The organism is Sulfurospirillum diekertiae (genome assembly GCF_002162315.1).
GTDB lineage: Bacteria > Campylobacterota > Campylobacteria > Campylobacterales > Sulfurospirillaceae > Sulfurospirillum.
Genome location: NZ_CP021416.1, coordinates 1330765 through 1348304, shown reverse-complemented (window position 1 = coordinate 1348304; position 17540 = coordinate 1330765). Strand labels below are relative to the sequence as shown.

The 17540-nt window shown below is 37.9% G+C and carries 17 protein-coding genes, 1 other RNA gene and 1 pseudogene; 5 read left to right on the top strand and 14 right to left on the bottom strand.

The genetic code is table 11. From position 1 onward, the window contains the following. Positions 1-3: 3 nt before the first annotated feature. Entirely contained in the window at positions 4-1164 is a 1161-nt protein-coding gene (locus tag Sdiek1_RS06910) for an efflux RND transporter periplasmic adaptor subunit (RefSeq protein WP_087438514.1), read from the bottom strand. A 110-nt stretch (positions 1165-1274) separates the two neighbouring features. Further along, positions 1275-1934 carry a TetR/AcrR family transcriptional regulator gene (locus tag Sdiek1_RS06905; RefSeq protein ID WP_238099224.1) on the bottom strand — a complete coding sequence of 220 codons (660 nt, stop codon included), beginning with the start codon at positions 1932-1934 and terminating at the stop codon, positions 1275-1277. 191 nt (positions 1935-2125) lie between these two features. On the opposite strand from Sdiek1_RS06905, the gene motA reads away from it, so the two are divergent. The 4 genes from motA (at position 2126) to Sdiek1_RS06885 (ending at position 6003) form a co-directional block, all read left to right on the top strand. Then, a complete protein-coding gene (motA, locus tag Sdiek1_RS06900) occupies positions 2126-2899 on the top strand; it encodes a flagellar motor stator protein MotA (RefSeq protein ID WP_087438513.1) in 774 nt (257 codons plus the stop codon). A 10-nt stretch (positions 2900-2909) separates the two neighbouring features. Beyond that, positions 2910-3704: a flagellar motor protein MotB gene (gene motB, locus Sdiek1_RS06895; protein WP_087438512.1), complete on the top strand. Its 795-nt coding sequence runs from the start codon at positions 2910-2912 to the stop codon at positions 3702-3704. Positions 3705-3837: 133 nt separating this feature from the next. After that, positions 3838-5664, top strand: coding sequence for an ABC-F family ATP-binding cassette domain-containing protein (locus Sdiek1_RS06890; RefSeq protein ID WP_087438511.1), 1827 nt, complete (start codon positions 3838-3840; stop codon positions 5662-5664). 39 nt (positions 5665-5703) lie between these two features. Then, the gene (locus tag Sdiek1_RS06885) at positions 5704-6003 is read left to right on the top strand and encodes a hypothetical protein (RefSeq protein WP_087438510.1); all 300 of its coding nucleotides are present in this window, start codon (positions 5704-5706) and stop codon (positions 6001-6003) included. Positions 6004-6006: 3 nt separating this feature from the next. Here Sdiek1_RS06885 and Sdiek1_RS06880 read toward each other — a convergent pair whose 3' ends face one another. From Sdiek1_RS06880 to Sdiek1_RS06845, 9 genes and pseudogenes are all read right to left on the bottom strand, one after another. Next, positions 6007-6747: an MBL fold metallo-hydrolase gene (locus Sdiek1_RS06880; RefSeq protein ID WP_087438509.1), complete on the bottom strand. Its 741-nt coding sequence runs from the start codon at positions 6745-6747 to the stop codon at positions 6007-6009. 38 nt (positions 6748-6785) lie between these two features. Beyond that, the gene (locus tag Sdiek1_RS15680) at positions 6786-7049 is read right to left on the bottom strand and encodes a CZB domain-containing protein (protein ID WP_238099282.1); all 264 of its coding nucleotides are present in this window, start codon (positions 7047-7049) and stop codon (positions 6786-6788) included. 144 nt (positions 7050-7193) lie between these two features. After that, positions 7194-7460 (bottom strand): annotated as a pseudogene (locus Sdiek1_RS15675) (methyl-accepting chemotaxis protein); the annotation flags it as partial. A 702-nt stretch (positions 7461-8162) separates the two neighbouring features. Then, on the bottom strand, positions 8163-8678 hold the full coding sequence (locus Sdiek1_RS06870; RefSeq protein ID WP_087438507.1) for a ferritin-like domain-containing protein: 516 nt from the start codon (positions 8676-8678) through the stop codon (positions 8163-8165). 70 nt (positions 8679-8748) lie between these two features. Then, positions 8749-9555 carry a hydroxyethylthiazole kinase gene (gene thiM / locus Sdiek1_RS06865; protein WP_087438506.1) on the bottom strand — a complete coding sequence of 269 codons (807 nt, stop codon included), beginning with the start codon at positions 9553-9555 and terminating at the stop codon, positions 8749-8751. Further along, positions 9534-10745: a putative hydroxymethylpyrimidine transporter CytX gene (gene cytX, locus Sdiek1_RS06860; protein ID WP_087438505.1), complete on the bottom strand. Its 1212-nt coding sequence runs from the start codon at positions 10743-10745 to the stop codon at positions 9534-9536. Before cytX ends, thiM begins: the two co-directional genes overlap by 22 nt. After that, entirely contained in the window at positions 10742-11545 is an 804-nt protein-coding gene (gene thiD, locus Sdiek1_RS06855) for a bifunctional hydroxymethylpyrimidine kinase/phosphomethylpyrimidine kinase (protein ID WP_087438504.1), read from the bottom strand. The genes cytX and thiD overlap by 4 nt, the downstream gene beginning before the upstream one ends. 32 nt (positions 11546-11577) lie before the next feature. Next, the gene (locus tag Sdiek1_RS06850; RefSeq protein ID WP_151897982.1) at positions 11578-11850 is read right to left on the bottom strand and encodes a hypothetical protein; all 273 of its coding nucleotides are present in this window, start codon (positions 11848-11850) and stop codon (positions 11578-11580) included. 205 nt (positions 11851-12055) lie between these two features. Continuing rightward, positions 12056-12655, bottom strand: coding sequence for a GGDEF domain-containing protein (locus tag Sdiek1_RS06845; RefSeq protein WP_087438502.1), 600 nt, complete (start codon positions 12653-12655; stop codon positions 12056-12058). A 186-nt stretch (positions 12656-12841) separates the two neighbouring features. Between Sdiek1_RS06845 and Sdiek1_RS06840 the strand changes: the two genes are divergently transcribed. Then, a complete protein-coding gene (locus Sdiek1_RS06840) occupies positions 12842-13018 on the top strand; it encodes a helix-turn-helix transcriptional regulator (protein ID WP_439951338.1) in 177 nt (58 codons plus the stop codon). On the opposite strand, the gene Sdiek1_RS06835 is transcribed toward Sdiek1_RS06840, so the two are convergent. The 3 genes from Sdiek1_RS06835 to rnpB form a co-directional block, all read right to left on the bottom strand. Further along, positions 13015-15960: a cache domain-containing protein gene (locus Sdiek1_RS06835; RefSeq protein WP_161492011.1), complete on the bottom strand. Its 2946-nt coding sequence runs from the start codon at positions 15958-15960 to the stop codon at positions 13015-13017. The two genes, Sdiek1_RS06840 and Sdiek1_RS06835, sit on opposite strands and share 4 nt — an antisense overlap. A 4-nt stretch (positions 15961-15964) precedes the next feature. Continuing rightward, positions 15965-17152, bottom strand: a complete 1188-nt coding sequence (locus Sdiek1_RS06830) for a cation:proton antiporter (RefSeq protein WP_087438499.1) — start codon at positions 17150-17152, stop codon at positions 15965-15967. A 27-nt stretch (positions 17153-17179) separates the two neighbouring features. Continuing rightward, an RNA gene (gene rnpB, locus Sdiek1_RS06825) (RNase P RNA component class A) lies at positions 17180-17538 on the bottom strand. Positions 17539-17540: the final 2 nt, after the last annotated feature.

The following is a 17540-nucleotide window of genomic DNA, read 5'->3' as shown; positions in this document are numbered from 1 at the left end:
ACTTTATTCCTTCGCTTCTATAACATTAACCGCTGAGCCAGGGCGTAGTTTAGTGAGGTTATCTGTAATAACTACATCTCCTGCACTCAAACCGCTTTCAATGATATAGGTGTCATTATGAACGGTTCCTGCTTTGACAGGTACTTTAGTCGCTTTACCCTCTTTTACCACATACACGAATGATCCAATGGCTTCTTGTAAGAGTGCCTTTTGAGGAATACTAATCGCATCTTTATAGACTAAGCCCTCTACATTCACACGCACAAAAAGACCGGGTATTAAAATATTATTTGGATTTGCAAAGGTGGCTCTTGCTTTAATGGTAGAGGTTTCAGCATCAACATAGCTATCAATAAAGTCTAAGGTTCCCATTTTGGCATATTTTGAACCATCAGGAGTGCTGAGTTGAATAGGAAGTTTGGCTTGAGCTAAACTATTCCAATTTCCTGTTCCCATGACATAACGTTTTTTCAAAAGTTCAATATCGGGCAAAGAGAATTCAACATAGATAGGATCGGTTTGAGTAATGGTTGTTAATGTCATTGTATCGCTACTAGAGCCTACATAACTTCCAACATCTTGGGCATTAAGGCTAGTCATACCACTAATGGTTGCTTTAACCTTAGTATAGTTAAAATCAATCGTTGCTTTTTTAAGCGCTGCTTGTGAAGATTTGAGCGAAGCTCCTGCTGACTCATACGCAGAGAGTGCAGCGTCACGCTCTTTTTGAGAAACGGCGTCTTGCTCAAACAAAGCTTTAGTACGATCCCAATCACGCGTTGCTTGTTTAAGGGTTGCTTCTTTCATTCCTACATCTGCCACCGCTTCTTGCATCAAGGCTTCATAACGGTCTGAGTCAATTTGGTAGAGTGTATCGCCAGCTTTGACAAAGCTACCTTCGGTAAAGTGTTTCTTTTCTAAAACACCACTCACACGCGCAACAATATTCACTTGTTGCATACTTTTGACTTTTGCTGGATATTCGAGAGAAACAGGAACATCACTAGTGATCACTTTATAGGTGGATACACTTAAAGGAGGCATCGCGGGCATCCCACCTGCTGCTTTCTTATCTTGGCTTGAGCATCCTGTTACTAAAAAAGCTCCCAAAACACCTATTAATGCATATCTAGCATACGTTAAATACACTCTATTTGTAGTCATTTTTCGCTCCCAATTTTATGTAATGTAATATACATTACACTTTATGGGCGAAATTGTATCCGAAAAGAGTAAAAAAATCAAGCTAATTTCACTAACGGAAAAAAAAGTAACTATTGTATTACATGTAAGCCGCGACAGAAAATGGTTACGACTTGTTTTAAAGCTTTTAAACGCGTTTCTTCAGAGATATCAATTTGAATCCCCAAAATTGTCTGAAAAAGAAATGGCCCTTTGACAGCATTTAAAAATTGCTCTGCCACTAAATAGGTATCTTCAACTTCGATATGACCGTTTACTTTTTCATTTTCTAAATAATTTGCAATAATAATGACGGGAACTGACATAAGGTTCTGGATCTGCGTTTTATTGAGTCTGGAATCATTAATATACCCTATTGATATAAGTAAACGGTGAAATAAAATGGCATCTGGTGTTGTCACCAAATCTAAAAACATCCTTCCTGTTTCCGTTAAAAATTCTTCAATACGCCCCTCATAACAGACACTTTTACGACCCCATTCACCAAAAACTTCTTCTGATTTTTGTTCCAAAATGTAAATAAACAGTTGTTCTTTATTGCCAAAATGCTTATACAATGTCGCGAGTGACCCCCCTGCATGCTTGACAATATCATTCATACTGACGTTTTCATAGCCGTTATCTAAAAAAAAGTCGATACGCCACATCAATAATTTTCGTGCAACGTGATTCAGCTTTACCACTGAGTCGATCAACGAGAGAACTGATAAAACATCTGCATTTCTCTTCACTCATGTTAACTTACTCCTTTATTTGACACTTTTTGCAATTATACTACAAATCAATTTTTCTACTTTAAGCGTAGCAATAATAGCATCTTATCTAAGGAAGATTGTTATATTATTGCCTTACATGTAAAGTTTTTTGCATTTTAACCGATAATGCTTGAAAACGTTTTATACTATTTTTTGGAGCTGACTTTATGGACTTAACCGTCATCTTGGGCATGGTACTCGCCATCACCACTATTTCTACCGGTGATATATTAGAAGGTGGAAATCCTCTTCATATTTTGCACATCACGTCATTTATTATCGTTATTCCAACCGCTATGGCAGCAGCGATGTCTGCAACTCCCCAAGAATATGTTAGAGGTGCCTTTAAAGAGTTTAAAGTTATCTTCAAAAAATCATCGGTTGATCTTCATGCACGTATTAAACAAATTATTGACTTTGCCATTATTGCAAGGCGTGATGGCATTTTAGCGCTTGAATCCCATGCCAATCAAATGGACGATGAGTTCTTCAAAAAAGGTCTTAGTATGGCCGTTGATGGTGTTGAAGCGCATGAGATTGAAGAGACACTCGATATTTTGATTGAACAGACGGAAGAGTATTATCATGGCTCTGCACACTATTGGGTACATGCAGGGGAAACCTGCCCCGTTATGGGACTCATTGGCGCTGTTTTGGGTCTGATCTTGGCACTTCAAAAATTAGACAACCCTGCTGAAATGGCGATGGGTATTGGTGGTGCCTTTACTGCGACTGTTTTTGGTATTGCAGGTTCTTATATCTTCTTAGGCCCATGGGGACATAAACTTAAGGGAAAATCAATAGATATTGTTAAAGAAAAACGTGTCATCTTAGCAGGAATTTTAGGTATTTCTCATGGTGACAATCCTCGTACGCTTGAAATGAAACTTCTCAATTATCTTTCTCCTCTTGAAGAGAAAAAAAGCCAATTTGACAAATAAGGGATACTAAGTGGGTAAAAAATGCAAAAAAGTTGAATGTGAAGCAGGTGAAAAATGGGCCGTACCTTTTGCGGACTTTTTTAGTCTTTTACTTGCTCTTTTTATCGCACTCTTTGCTATTGCCTCTACTAACACTGAAAAAATGAAAGCCCTCAAAGAAGAGTTTGTCAAAATCTACGACTACAGCGCGAAACCTGAAGAAGCAACCCCTGTTATGAGCATGTCTATTAAATCGGGAGATGCCGCTAAAGATAAAGACAAAGGCAATGCGGGTGGAACTTCTGCGCAACTTGAAGAAATTGCTCGTTTAGCACAAATGATTGAGAAAATGAATATTGGAGAAGGATCATTAGAGCAAAAAGTTGATGGTGCAATTTTAAAACTCCCTACTAAACTTCTTTTTGCACCAGGTTCTGCTGAGATTGTTAACAGTGACTCCATGCTTTTCCTCAAACGTGTTTCTGACATTATTGCGATGCTTCCTAAAAATGTTGAAGTCATCGTCAAGGGATTTACTGACGCAACGGCACTTCCACATGGCTCTAAATACCAAGACAATCTTGAACTCTCCAGTGCTCGTGCCAATGCTGTTATCCGTGTTCTCATTCGTAATGGTATTGCCAAAGATCGTTTAAGCTCAGCAGGTTATGGAGATACAAAACCTCTCACAAATAACGATACGGCGGAAGGTCGTGACAAGAATGGTCGCGTTGAATTTACAATGCGTATTTCAGGACCGGATAATTCGACAAAAAAAGAGTCTATCTTAGATACACTCAATGCCATCAATAAGAAAGCTGAATAAATTTTATTTTCAAGCTTTCTAAACTACGTTCATCAATAACAATAACGTTTAATCAAGTTCTTGCAAAACTTTTTTTTATAATACCACGCACTTCTTCTTGAAGAAAAAATTTTACATGTAATGAGTTTGACCTATGATTCAAGTCACTAATCTTTCTAAACACTTTGGTGTACAAACCCTTTTTGAAAATATCAGTTTCACCCTTGCCCATGGCAATAAAATAGGCTTTGTTGGGCGTAATGGTTCAGGAAAATCCACCCTTTTTAAAATTCTTTTAGGAGAAGAAGAAGCCGATTCTGGTGAGATTCTTATCCCTAAAAACTACACGATTGGAACGCTCAGACAACACATTCTTTTTACCCATAAAACGGTACGTGAAGAGTGTGCTTCTGCACTGCATGGCGATGAAGCGTTTGATCTTTATAAGATCGAAAAAATGCTTTTTGGACTTGGTTTTTCGCAAGAAGATTTAGACAAAGATCCTATGAATTTTTCAGGCGGCTACCAAATTCGCCTTAATTTGGTCAAACTACTTGCCACAAACCCCTCTTTACTCCTTTTAGATGAACCGACCAACTACCTTGACATTATTTCAATGCGTTGGCTCCAAACGTTTCTCAAAGAGTTTAAAGGTGAGATTATTTTGATTACCCATGATCGTGATTTTATGGATGCTGTCACCACGCATACTATGGGACTGAGGCGAAAAAGCTTGATGATCGTTGAGGGCAACAGCTCAAAATACTATGCAAAATTAGAAGAAGACGATGAGCGTTATCTTAAAACCAAAGCCAATTTAGATAAAAAACGTGCCGAACTTGAAGATTTTGTGACACGGCAGAAAGCACGGGCATCTAAAGCAGTCATGGCACAAAGTAAAGCAAAACAGCTTGAAAAAATGGGCGAAATGGATGATCTTGAGGTCGAAAGTAGCCTTCACTTTTCGTTTAACTATAAAAAAACGCCTGCTAAAATCATGCTTGAAGCAAAAGATGTCAGCTTTGGGTATGATCCTGCCCACCCTCTTTTTCAAAGTCTCTCTTTTAAATTGGAAAAAGGAAAATGTCTTGCCATCATTGGTAAAAATGGTAAAGGTAAATCAACGCTTCTTAACGTAATAGCAGGAGAATTACCGCTCCAACAAGGCACTCTTTCCTTTCATCCTGAAACAACCTTTGCACACTTTGGACAGACCAATATTCAAAGACTCAACCTTAAAAATAGCATTATTGACGAGATTTATGAAGTGGATCCACTCTTAGGCATTACGCGTGTTCGTGCTATCTGTGGTGGCATGATGTTTAGCGGAAAGATGGCAGAAAAAGAGATTAGTATTCTCTCTGGAGGCGAACGCAGTCGTGTAATGCTAGGCAAAATCATCGCAACACCGGCGAATCTTCTCTTTTTGGATGAACCAACCAACCACCTTGATATGTACTCCATCGACTCTCTGTGCGAAGCGATCAAAAACTTTAAAGGTTCTACCATTTTAGTCACGCACTCGGAAATGATGCTTCGAGAACTCGCCGATGCTCTCATCATTTTTCATCACGATAAAGCGGAATTTTTTGATGGCAATTATGATGCATTTTTAGAGAAAATTGGCTGGGAAGAAGAGATCGATGTGGCACCTAAAAAAGTAGTCTCAAATGACTACAATGAAAATAAGAAACTGCGTGCGAAACTGATTCAAGAACGAAGTTCCAAACTTTCGCCTCTCAAAAAACAGATTGATCAGTGTGAAGCAAAAATCATGAAACTTGAAGAGGACATCAAAGTAAAAAACGATGCACTGATTGCTTGTTCTTCAGGAAATGATATTGGCGAACTAGGACGACTTTCTAAAGAAATAAAGAGTGCTGAAGAGACACTTGAAAAACTTTATGAGCAATTTGAAACGTTACATGTAAACCATGATACCCTTTTTGATACTTACGAAATACAATTGAAAAACATTTAAAATTAGTGTAGAATTGCAGAAAAAGCAAAGGTAAAAAGTATGCGTGACTTAAAAGAACTCCTCCTTGAAAGCGGTTGTTCGAGTGAATTTATTCTTGATGCAATGCGTTTTGAACACCTCTTTACCGGTGATATTGATGCGTTCCTCGACAAAGTTGAAGATATTTTAATGAATGAAGAAGAGTACGAAGAAGACCTAGAGGATGATGACGATTTGGATGAAGATGAAGACGACCCCATCTATCAAAGCGACTATAACTACGATGGCAATGAAGATAACATCTACTTTGAAGATGAAGATGGCGAAGAAGCTTTTGACGATGATGAGGATGAAGAATAATCTTCACACCTCGACCGCAAATCCTTGTTCAATATAAGGATATTTCAGCCTTATTTTCTTTACATGTAAAGGGAGTAAGGTTTTACAACTCGCATGAATGAGATAGCCGTTTTTTGGATTAATACTCTCAATATATTCCCCTGCACTTTCCCAATTCAAATGTTTATTGGAAGCAAACCATGGCGTATACGCCGCATCTAAAAAAAGATGGTCAATTTTTTGAGCTTTTAGATAAGCAAGTGATTCCGAGGAAATGCTCGCACAATCCGTCAAATACGCTACAACACCTTTACATGTAAAGATCACGTAGCCATGTGTCAGCTTAGAGTGCAACAGTGGAACCGCAACAATTTTAACGCCTTCAATCTCTTTGGCTTCAAACGGTTGCATGACCTGATAATCAATGGAATCTTTATGAACAAAAAGATCACCAAAACCCTCTGTATCATCAGGAATATAGCACGCAATGGTGTCGACTGATTTGCGAAGGCGAATGAGCCCTAAACAGTGATCGGCATGAAAATGAGTGAGAAAAACGGCTCTGATACGTGTTGTATTAAACCGATCACATAAGAGGTCATACCCAGCATCAAACAAAATAACACTGCCATCATCCAGTTCTAAATAAGCACTCGTGGAGCGATTGCTCACCCCTTTTTGCCTTGCTGCCTCGCACATCTCACAGTGACACTGATGCAGAGGAATTCCCCCGGTATCTGCCGTTCCTAGAAACTCGAATTTCACATTATTGCCTTATTAAAAAATGTGAAATTATACAAAAATTACTGTTTCTTTTCTAAAAGCATTTGATTGAGTAACTCAAAGAGCTTAACAGAAGCATTTTCAGCCTCTTTAAAATAATTAATAACCAAAGAAGGATCGTTGGAACACGTCCCTTCTTTGACACACATAATCGCTTTATTAACCGACTCATGAACGATTTTATGGGGTTCATCAAGACCTTTATAGCCAGCTGTATTTTGGAAATTTTCTTTACCAATACCGGCATACCATTTGCCTAAACGGCAATTATAATGATCTGACATAACCTTGTGTTCTGCATCAAAAATAGCACCATAACCGTTAGTTTTAAAGAACATATGATCTAACTTAGCAAGTGCGACAAAAATTGCATACGATATATTGGAAGAGTCATTTTGAATATCTACCGCACTGCTTTGAATCTTTTGTAACTCTTGTTTAAACGTTTCTATATGCTGATTTGATGCTAAAGCAACACTTTCAACCTCTTCATTTTGCTTAAACATAGAGCCTGCATTTTGTTTCAAAACATTGATGTTCATCTCAACTTCTGAAGTTGCCTTTTGCGTTCGCTCTGCAAGTTTTCGGACTTCATCCGCAACGACCGCAAAACCACGACCATGCTCCCCCGCACGCGCAGCCTCAATGGCAGCATTAAGCGCTAAAAGATTGGTTTGATCAGAAATATCTTTAATAAGATTGATCACACTCGAAATTTCATCCACACTGTGATGGAGATTTTCAGCAAGTTGCCTTGATTCGCTAGCAGATTCATTGATATGTGTCAGTGAAGCAATGAGCTCAGAAGTCGTTGAATCAAGTGTAGAAATGGTAGAAACCGTCGCTTCACTCATACCAACGATCTCTTTGGATGCCTCTAAATTCTGTTCAATATCTTTCTGAATTTCGCTGATACCTTTTTTACATCCTCCGAGCATACTACTGTTTAACTCTTGAAAAAGGTTATTTCCGTGTAATAAACTTTTGTTTTTTTCATTTTGTTCTGTTAATTTTTCGATCTCTGCTTTAAGCGAAAGAATCTCGTCTTTTTAAATTTTCATTTTCTTTATTCAAATTCTTATTGACATCTTCTAAAGCCCTATTATTTCCAAACACAAGTACCCCTTATTCATTGTAGTTATTTTCTAAAATTCCATCAAGAAAACTTCTAATGTTAACACAATACTATTCATGCTCTCTCACGATTTTACAGTGTGACAAAAAAAAATTCAAATTAAGATTCATAATGTAACCAAATGACGTAAAAAGTTTACAGTGAAACTATAATTTTAGAGTAAAGAGCAGAGGTGTTCGTTAAGTAAAAAAAAGTGAGGTATGAAGTTTTCAACTAAAATCATTCATACCTGCACCCTTTAAAGAAGTGTTTTAAGAGTAGCCTATTGCATTGATTTTTTAAGATCGCTGATAAATTCAGTAATGTCATCGTGCAAGTTTTGAAGATCTTCTTCGTGCATAACTTCATCTGCTAAGATTTGAGAGACCATGTCGTAGGTAACGATGTCTTTGTTGCGTGTCAAATCAACGATACTTGAATAGGTGGCAATGGCGCATTGCTCTCCTTTAATCGCATCATTTAAAACGGCTACGACATCAAAATCATTGGGTGCATCGTATCCACAATTCGTCTGTTTGAGCCAATCTGCAGGATGAAGAAGAGGTGATCCTCCAAGCTGAATAATACGATCAGCTACCATCGTGGCATGACGAAGTTCATCAGCAGCATGTTGTACTAATTCAGCGATTGCCGCATCTTTCATCAAACCTTTGACCACTTTTGCTTCAATGAAATACTGATAGTATGCCAACCATTCATCCGCATACGCACGATTGAGCGTTGTGATAATCTCTTGAACCTCGATCCCTTTGATAATTGAATTTCCAACTCTTGCCATGACTGACTCCTTTGAGGTAATGGAACAATCTTACAGTAGAAAAACTAAACTATATATTAAATAATAATTTTTATTGTTTAATCAAGCTTACATTACATTTATCAAAAATAGTTTTCACATCCATTTGACTGATGGCATCAATCAATGACGTATGAAATGTTCCCAGTCCTCTGCTTTTTTCAGCCACTTCACCAGCTATAGATATCGTTAAAATACCTGCAACAGCACTACCTAAGGCATTTTTAGAAGCACCCATAAAACTCCCAATGAGTGAGGTGCTCATGCAACCCGTACCTGTTAGTTGCGTTAATGCAATAGCGCCATTGTCTAGGGCATAGCAAACTTTACCATCGGATACCATGTCAGTTTTACCCGTAATCGCAATCACACAGTTTAGTTTTTGTGCCAAATTCAAAGCGATTTTAGCGCCATCACTCTCTTCTTCTAGAGAGTCAACCCCTGCACTCTTCGCTTCAAGTCCTGCAATCGTTTTGATCTCCGCCATATTGCCCCGAATCACGCTAAAAGAGATCGCCTTCATAAGTTTAGCGACACTCCCATGACGAAAAGAAGTCGCTCCGACACCGACAGGATCAAGCACAACGGGAATCCCTTTGGTATTTGCTGCGCGTCCTGCTTTTAACATGGAAGTGATGGTACGCTCATTCGCCGTTCCAATGTTTAAAACCAGCGCATCGCAAATGCCCACCATCTCTTCAACTTCGCTGATCTCATCAGCCATAATCGGTGAAGCACCAATGGCTAAAACAACATTGGCGCAGTCATTGACTGTTACATAATTGGTAATATGATGAATAAGCGCACGCTTAGCTTGTAGTGCTTTAAATACTTCGTTTAGTTGCTCTTTAATGTCCATGATGCCATAACCTTTTTCGTAATAATAAAAATAATGCTTGTTGCCAGCATCGTTGGAAGGGTTGAACCTAATGGAAGATCAAGCGTCATCATCCAATAATACAAGCCAACGCCTATAACCCAAACGATCAACGCACCTACATGTAAAGCCAACATGGGCTCAATTTGCATTTTTTTAAAGATAAAATAATCACTCAACAGTATCGCAAAGAGTGGTCCAAACACAGAACCTATCGCGTACAAAAAGGTTTCGTACTCCTCAATAGGCATCATAAGCGCCACGACCAATCCTAGTAGTGCCATCACAAAAGCAATTTTACGCTCACTCATTTTTGGAAAAATATTGGTAAACGTGACACCCGCTGAGTAAGCATCTAAAAAAGTAGTGGTAATAGTGGAGAGAAGTACGATGCCAAGAGCGGCAAAACCTAAATGCAGTGCCATCATCATCGTTCCCACACTGGCATCTTGAGCATAAAGGGCAATGGCTAGACCAATGGCATACATCAAAGAACTTCCTACAAAATAACCTGTAAAACTGCCGATGAGTCCACTTTTTTTGCTTTTTGAAAAACGTGTATAGTCAGAAATGAGTGGTAACCACGAAAGTGGCATAATGACGCTGAGTTCGAGCGCAGAGCCAAAACTCATCTCACCCGTGGGTTTTACATGTAAAATGCTTCCCTCCTGAAAAACCACGCCACACAAAATCAATGTGAGCGCAAACAGAAGAACAACCGCCACGACATTGAGCTTTTGAAAGCCTACTTTTCCAAGCCAAATCCAAAGTCCTATAAAAACACCAATGGCAATCGCCCAAGTATTGATGCTATCAAATCCAAACAAACTAATGCCAAGTTCATTCGCAGCACGCCCGCCCGAGATGATCATCACGGCTGTCCAGCCTATGAGTTGAAGCACATTTAAGAGTGAAAAAAGGTAGGAGCCATAACGCCCAAAGGAGATGCGCGTGGACATGATGGCTGGAAGCTTACTTTTGGCTCCAATGTAGCCACCCAAAATAAGAATCAAACCACCGATAAGATGCCCTAAAAGAATCGCTTTTAAACCTTCACTAAACCCCAGTGGCGCTAAAAGACCACCCGTAAAAATCTCTGCCATCGAGACTGCCGCACCAAACCAGAGTGTGAACAATCCAAAACCGCTTAACGTTGTTTTTTCTTCCATCATGACTCAACCCCTGCTTTTTTGTAAAGTGCGTAAAAATGATGCACTGGCCCCACGCCATGCCCTAGTTTAAATCCATGCATAATCGCTTCGGTGATATACGCTTTGGCTTCCTCAACAGCAGCCTTTACATGTAAACCCTTTGCGAGGTTAGCAGCAATTGCTGAAGAGAGCGTACAGCCCGTTCCATGCGTGTTAATCGTCTTTAATCGTTTAGAGTGTAAAAGATGGAATGCTTCACCATCGTAAAGAATATCGGTAGCGTCGTTTTCTAAATGCCCTCCTTTAACCAGTACATACTTACAACCCAGTTTATGCAGATCAAGAGCGGCTTTTTGCATCAGTTCTATCGTATCGATCTTATAGCCTACGATCACTTCGGCTTCAGGAAGATTTGGGGTGATAAGCGTAGCCATAGGTAAGAGAATTTCGATGAGTGCTTTTTTAGCTTCAGGTTGTAAAAGATCATACCCGCTTTTGGAGATCATCACAGGGTCAATCACAAGGGGTGGTAGGGGGTATTTTTTAAGGGTTGCCGCGATAATCTCAATGGTTTCAGGACGAGAAACCATACCGATTTTAACAGCGTCCACATGTATATCATCAAAAATTGCTTCGATTTGATGCTGTATCACGGAAGGGTTAATGTCTTGCACATCAAAAACACCTTGCGTATTTTGCGCCGTAATAGCGGTGATAACGCTCATGCCATACGTTCCATTGGCACTAAAGGCTTTAAGATCGGCTTGGATGCCCGCTCCGCCACAGCTGTCCGAGCCCGCTATAGTTAAACAATGTTTCATACATTTTCCTCGTAAAATAAAATAAATTGCTTTTACATGTAAGCTTTACATGTAAAGATAAAAAAGTTGTGAGAAGGTATCAAAAGAGGATGTGTGTTGGTTTGATTGAGCTTTCCTACGCTGGCATTACCCAGATCAGGTAGATACCAAGCGCATCTATCTATCACGTCAATAGAACTTTTTAAAAATTGTGTTTGGTAGGCAAAGATGCGCAACCTTGCTAAGTGCAAAGCAAGTATCTTTAACGCCCCAAAGATGATTTTAAAAAAGTTCCCGTAGGGCTTGTCAATCACACGGCGTCTCATTTCGTTGAGACTTTTGAGTGTAGTTTGACTACACTTTCAAAGTGTCGCCTCATGATACTTGGTGCTTAACAAGCTATTGATGCGATAGATAGGTGCGCTTGGTATAAGGATCAAAGAATCACCATTCTTTATCTCAGCTGGTTTACCAGCCCTCCTAGCACGAACGATTAAGGACAATTGTACTGATTTATGGTTTTTTTCAAGCTTAATAAAACTCGATGCGGTTGCGTCCCTTGCTTTTTGCTAAGTAAAGCGCATTATCTGCATATTCAATTATATTGATGAGTGGTGATAATGTGCTAAAAACACATATTCCCATACTCAATGTTACAGGAAAATCATAGGTTTTATGTTCTTCAAGTTTAGACTGGATGCGTGCAGCAATCGTATGAATATCTTTTTTAGAGATAAAAGGGAAAAAGACTATAAACTCATCACCGCCATAGCGCGCGAATATATCATCTTCGCGTAAGTTTTCACTAATTTGTTTTACCGTATATTTCAAAACATCATCACCGAGAAGATGCCCATACGTATCATTAATTTGTTTGAAATTGTCAATATCAATCATCATAATTGCAGAGCTATTTTTTTGGTGAATGATCTTAAAATGATAATTAACGATCTCTAAAAAGTAACGCCGATTAAAGATTTGCGTTAAGTCATCGTATTGACTTAGCTGTTCTAATTGCGTGTTATGTAACTTTAATACACATACCTTCTTTTTATAGTAAAAATAGAGTAGAGTCATAAAAATAGCTAATATTACAATAACAAGCTCATAAAGCGTCTCTGTATCCATCATTCAGTTGTACCAAAAAATTTATTTTAAATATTCACTATAGGGAATTTATAAAAGATTCTAACCATTATAAACTTAAATAATACTTCACTATAGGGAAATAAAATGCTGGTATACAAAGAGTTTACTAAAATAGAAATTCAGGACTTTTATCGATGCATTGCACATAATGTTCAACGTATACGTAAAATGAAAAAAATTACACAACTAGACTTAGCGCTCACGATTGGACATAAATCTGTCAGTACAATCGCAAAAATTGAAGCTGGATTGGAAAATAAACATTATAACATTGAGCATCTTTATAAAATTGCAGCTGTTTTAGAAGTCGATATTTGTGAATTTTTTCTACCGCATCACATCTAAAAATGTATTTTAATCCAAGATTTGAGATCACTAAGGCTTAATGGTTTTGAATACAAATACCCCTGCCCTTGTTTGCATCCATGTTCCGCTAAATAATCCTCTTGATCTTTATGCTCAATACCTTCTGCTAGAGTCGTAATATTCATATTTTGAGCCAAAGTAATGATGGAATTTACAATCGCGCAGGCATCTTCTTGTTTTGGAATATCTTTTACAAAAGACATATCGACTTTAAGCTTGTTAATAGGCAGTTTTCTCAAATAACTTAACGAAGAATACCCTGTACCAAAATCATCAATAGCAATGCTAAGTCCTAATTTTTGCATCTCTTTTAAAAGCGTGATCCAACGTTCGGGGTCGTGCATGATGAATGATTCTGTGACTTCCATTTCAACGATTTTGGGATCAATTTTTGTCTCATTCAAAGTCTCTTTAAGCGTTCTTAGAAAATCACTATATTCGATTTGGACACCTGAAATATTTATGGAAACGGTACCTTTAAAAATTCCTTCTTCATGTAATGCTACCACATCAAAGCATGTCTGTTTCAAAATCCATGCTCCAATTTCAACGATTAAGCGTGTCTCTTCAGTGAAGGCAATAAAACGCCCTGGTGGCAAGATACCTTCTAAGGGATGGTTCCACCTTAAAAGAGCCTCAAGACCAATAAGCTCATGCGTTTTAAGATCAATTTGTGGCTGATAATAAACGATAAATTGATTCTCTTTGATTGCTTCACGTAAGGCATTTTCCATACCGATACGCTCGTATGATGCTACCGTCATCGCCATCGTATAAAAGAGATACGTATTTTTACCTGCATCTTTGGCTTTATACATGGCCGCATCTGCATTTTTAATCAACGTCTCTCCCTCGGTTCCATGCTCTGGATAGACACTAATGCCAATGCTGGCAGAAAGAAAGAATTTTTGATCTTTGTTGACAAATGGTTCTTCGAAAATCGTTTGAATCTTAGAGAGAATAATCTCAATTTCATGTTTTTCTTTGATATTTTCAACCAATAAAATAAACTCATCACCACCGACACGTGCCAATGTATCACAATGTCGAATTTTACCTCGAACACGCAAGGCAAACTGCTTCAGGATTTCATCACCATAAGAGTGTCCAAAACTATCATTGATCTTTTTAAAGTTATCTAGATCAAGAAAACAGACCGCAATCATACCACCTTGGCGTTTACTATTTTCAATCGCATGCGCAATACGATCGCTCAGAAGTAATCGATTTGGAAGACCCGTTAGAACATCGTTATGAGCTAAAAATTCTAGCTCTTTTTCAGAAGCCAACAATCGCTCTTCATTCGCTTGTTTCTCTGTATTGTCACGAGCAGAAACAACATAGGCAATCGGCAAGGCATCGCCATCTTTTTCAAAATAAGGAAAATACTTAATATGTAAAAATCGCTTACCATAGGAAGAGAGAACCCACATTTCATGTTCAAAATTTTCACCTGATAATGCTCTATCGCTTAAATGCTTCAAGTCTTCAAGAAAATACTGTGTCCCATGTAACTCAGCCATAGTATGATGTAAAATCTCGTCTTGTTGCTTATTGAAAAATTTCTGATATGCTTCACTGATGGCAAGATATATATAGTTACGATCAATTAATGCTAAAAAGTCATCTGAACTTGAAACAATTTTTTTATACTGCTCTAAATGCTTGTTGCTGGAAATTTTTGCTTCTAACATGGTATTAGCATGATTTGCAAGCTCTTCAAACTCACGAAATCGCACTTTAGAGAGATCAATATACTTGTCTTTATTGGCTAGAGAATCGAAAAAATCGATAAAAACAGCAAAATCTTTACTAATTTTACGACTGATATAAAGGTGAGCAATCCATGTAAGAACGCTCAAAGTAATGAGCCATATCACAATAGTAAAAAAAGTATGTTGCATCTCTTTAGACATGGTATCACGCAATTTTGCGATCTCTTCATTCACATTTTTAAGATGAATTCCAGAACCAACATACCACTTCCAGCCATACAAAGGAACCACATAGCTCATCTTATCTTGCTTATTGTTATCAGGGGTAACGTATTCAACAAACCCACCTCCATCTTGGGCTTTATGAATCAACTCTTGAACCAGATATTTACCATTACTATCCCGTAGATTGTAGGTATTTTGTCCTTGATTTGGACCAGCAATACTAAGACCATCCCATGTTCCAATGAAAATATAATTACCACTCTCTTCATTAAACAATAAACGCTCTTTATCCTTCGCAAGTTCTTCTTTAAGATCATGCTCTATATCTTCAAGATAGATGCCTGTTCCAATAACCCACTCATAGGGTTCAAAAAGTTTTACATAGGTAATTTTGCGAAAAAGTTCGTTAGAATCATTTTGCGGTTTAGTCCAAAAATAGTCATCAAAACCTTCTTTATCATTGTGTGCAATGGTGAGTATCTGCTGAATCGCTAAAGCCATATCATGATTTTCTAACGTAAGCATATTGTGACCTTCCATCTCTGGCTGATCCGCATTGAGAATTTCTAAACCATCTAATTGTGTTATAAAATAGTAACCATTTTCATAGTGCAAAAATCTCAGTATTTCTATAATTTTCTCTTGAATAAACGCTTTATCGTGTGTTTGCTTGTATTTTTCATAAATCTGTGTCGCTATATCATAGGCACGGTTAACACGCGTTTGGATCAGTTTTTGATTTTTTGTATAAGCTTTATTACGTTCATTAATAATGTGTTCTGTAAATTGATCCACTTGAGCAATTAAAATACCTTTTTGGGTTTCAATGTAGTGCTCTTGTAAATTGGTTGATTCACGCTCAAAAGCCATGCGTGCATTGTAAAAATTAAGTACAAAAAATATAATGGCAAAGGTTAAAAACAGAACCAGCGTGATAATGTGAAAATAACGGAAAACACTTATTTTTTGACGTATCTTCACCTTCTTATCCTTCATTAAATTTTTCTTTATTTTGTTTATCATAGCGTTTAAAAAGATACATCAAAAGCTGAATCAGCGTCATAATAATAATACCTTCCATCAAAGCTGCCACAATAAAAGAAGCATACTCTTCACTTCCAATCGCACCATTTTTCACAGCAATTGTTGCAATAGCAACTAAGAAAGTTAAAGGCATTGAGTCACCAAGACTGAAAAGAAAGGTACTACGAAGCCCTAAATAACTGTAATAAGCAGCAAATGAACTCGCAAGGCGTGCGCTTACCATTGCAATAACAATCCAAATTGCATGTGTTAAGATATGTGATGTAAAGACCATATTTAGATCAAGTGTTGTCCCAACAAAAATAAAAAACAGAGGCACTAAAAAACCAAAACCAAACATTGAAAGTTGATGTGGAAGCTCTTTTTTATGGGCAAAAAAGTTAGAAATAAAAATACCTGCAATAAAAGCGCCTAAGACCATATCAATTTCAAGCCATTGCATCGTAGCAATTAAGACAAAAAAGAGCGCCATGCTAAAACGTAAACTTTGATGCATCGTATCGTTATTGGGCATAATAATTCGTTTAAGATTTGGATACCACCAAAAAATAATTTTGAGCAATCGGTATAAGAAATATGAAGAAATCAGAACGGCAATTAACATCAGAATACTTTTGAAAAAACTCCATCCCAAACCATGCGTAATGGCGCCATCAAAAACAACGAGTGCTCCAATGCTTAAAAGCTCACCAATCACACCAATAATTAACGAAAGCTCTAACCATTTGTGCTCACGTCCATGCTCATTGATAAGCGCCATAATCATTCCAAGTGAGACTATTGGAATTGCAACAATATACACAGGGGAAAGACCAAATGAAAGGTATAAAATAAAAGAGATACTATACAAACAGATAAAGTATAGAATAGCTTTTTTTAAAAAACGATCGCGATAGCGTATAAAACGCTGAATATCTATTTCTAGTCCAGCTAAAAACATTAAGTAAAAAAAACCGATTTTTGATAGATTGCGGAAGACTTCATTATCTACAGGCAAAAATCCAGCCCATACAGCAAAAGAGCCTAGTAAAATTTCAACAACGGGGGTAGGAAGACGAAATACACGCGAAATAATAGGTGAAAGTACCATCAAAAGCACAACATGCGCTAAAAAGATAAGGTTTTCCAAAAAACATCCTTTTTTTAGGCTTTGTTGACAAAAGGTACAGCGATAAGCCGGGTTCTGTCGTGGGTGATTATTTATCTACGATCTATCTTACGGTAGACCTCTAGCGAAGGGTTTATCGTGTATGAGACCAAAACCATCCCTTCTTGCTGCAGGTTGGGTTTACATAGCTGCTTTAATTACTTAAAGCACTGGTGGGCTCTTACCCCGCCGTTTCACCTTTTCCATACATCAAACAAGCCGAAGCAAGCATGACATGATGGTAGTTTACTTTCTGTTGCACTAATCCCTTAGGTTACCCTAGCCGTCCGTTAGACGGAACCATGTCTCATATGCAGCCCGGACTTTCCTCTTAAGAGAAACTCTCAAGCAATCACCTACTGTACCTTTT

Excerpts from the sequence above, each read along its gene's own strand:
- Sdiek1_RS06840 (WP_439951338.1), top strand. The coding sequence starts at position 12,842 with ATGAAAAAAATTACACAACTAGACTTAGCGCTCACGATTGGACATAAA.
- Sdiek1_RS15680 (WP_238099282.1), bottom strand. The coding sequence starts at position 7,049 with ATGTCAGATCATTATAATTGCCGTTTAGGCAAATGGTATGCCGGTATT.
- Sdiek1_RS06870 (WP_087438507.1), bottom strand. The coding sequence starts at position 8,678 with ATGGCAAGAGTTGGAAATTCAATTATCAAAGGGATCGAGGTTCAAGAG.
- cytX (WP_087438505.1), bottom strand. The coding sequence starts at position 10,745 with ATGATGGAAGAAAAAACAACGTTAAGCGGTTTTGGATTGTTCACACTC.
- motA (WP_087438513.1), top strand. The coding sequence starts at position 2,126 with ATGGACTTAACCGTCATCTTGGGCATGGTACTCGCCATCACCACTATT.
- Sdiek1_RS06910 (WP_087438514.1), bottom strand. The coding sequence starts at position 1,164 with ATGACTACAAATAGAGTGTATTTAACGTATGCTAGATATGCATTAATA.
- thiD (WP_087438504.1), bottom strand. The coding sequence starts at position 11,545 with ATGAAACATTGTTTAACTATAGCGGGCTCGGACAGCTGTGGCGGAGCG.
- Sdiek1_RS06845 (WP_087438502.1), bottom strand. The coding sequence starts at position 12,655 with ATGATGGATACAGAGACGCTTTATGAGCTTGTTATTGTAATATTAGCT.
- Sdiek1_RS06850 (WP_151897982.1), bottom strand. The coding sequence starts at position 11,850 with ATGAGACGCCGTGTGATTGACAAGCCCTACGGGAACTTTTTTAAAATC.
- Sdiek1_RS06885 (WP_087438510.1), top strand. The coding sequence starts at position 5,704 with ATGCGTGACTTAAAAGAACTCCTCCTTGAAAGCGGTTGTTCGAGTGAA.
- Sdiek1_RS06890 (WP_087438511.1), top strand. The coding sequence starts at position 3,838 with ATGATTCAAGTCACTAATCTTTCTAAACACTTTGGTGTACAAACCCTT.
- thiM (WP_087438506.1), bottom strand. The coding sequence starts at position 9,555 with ATGGACATTAAAGAGCAACTAAACGAAGTATTTAAAGCACTACAAGCT.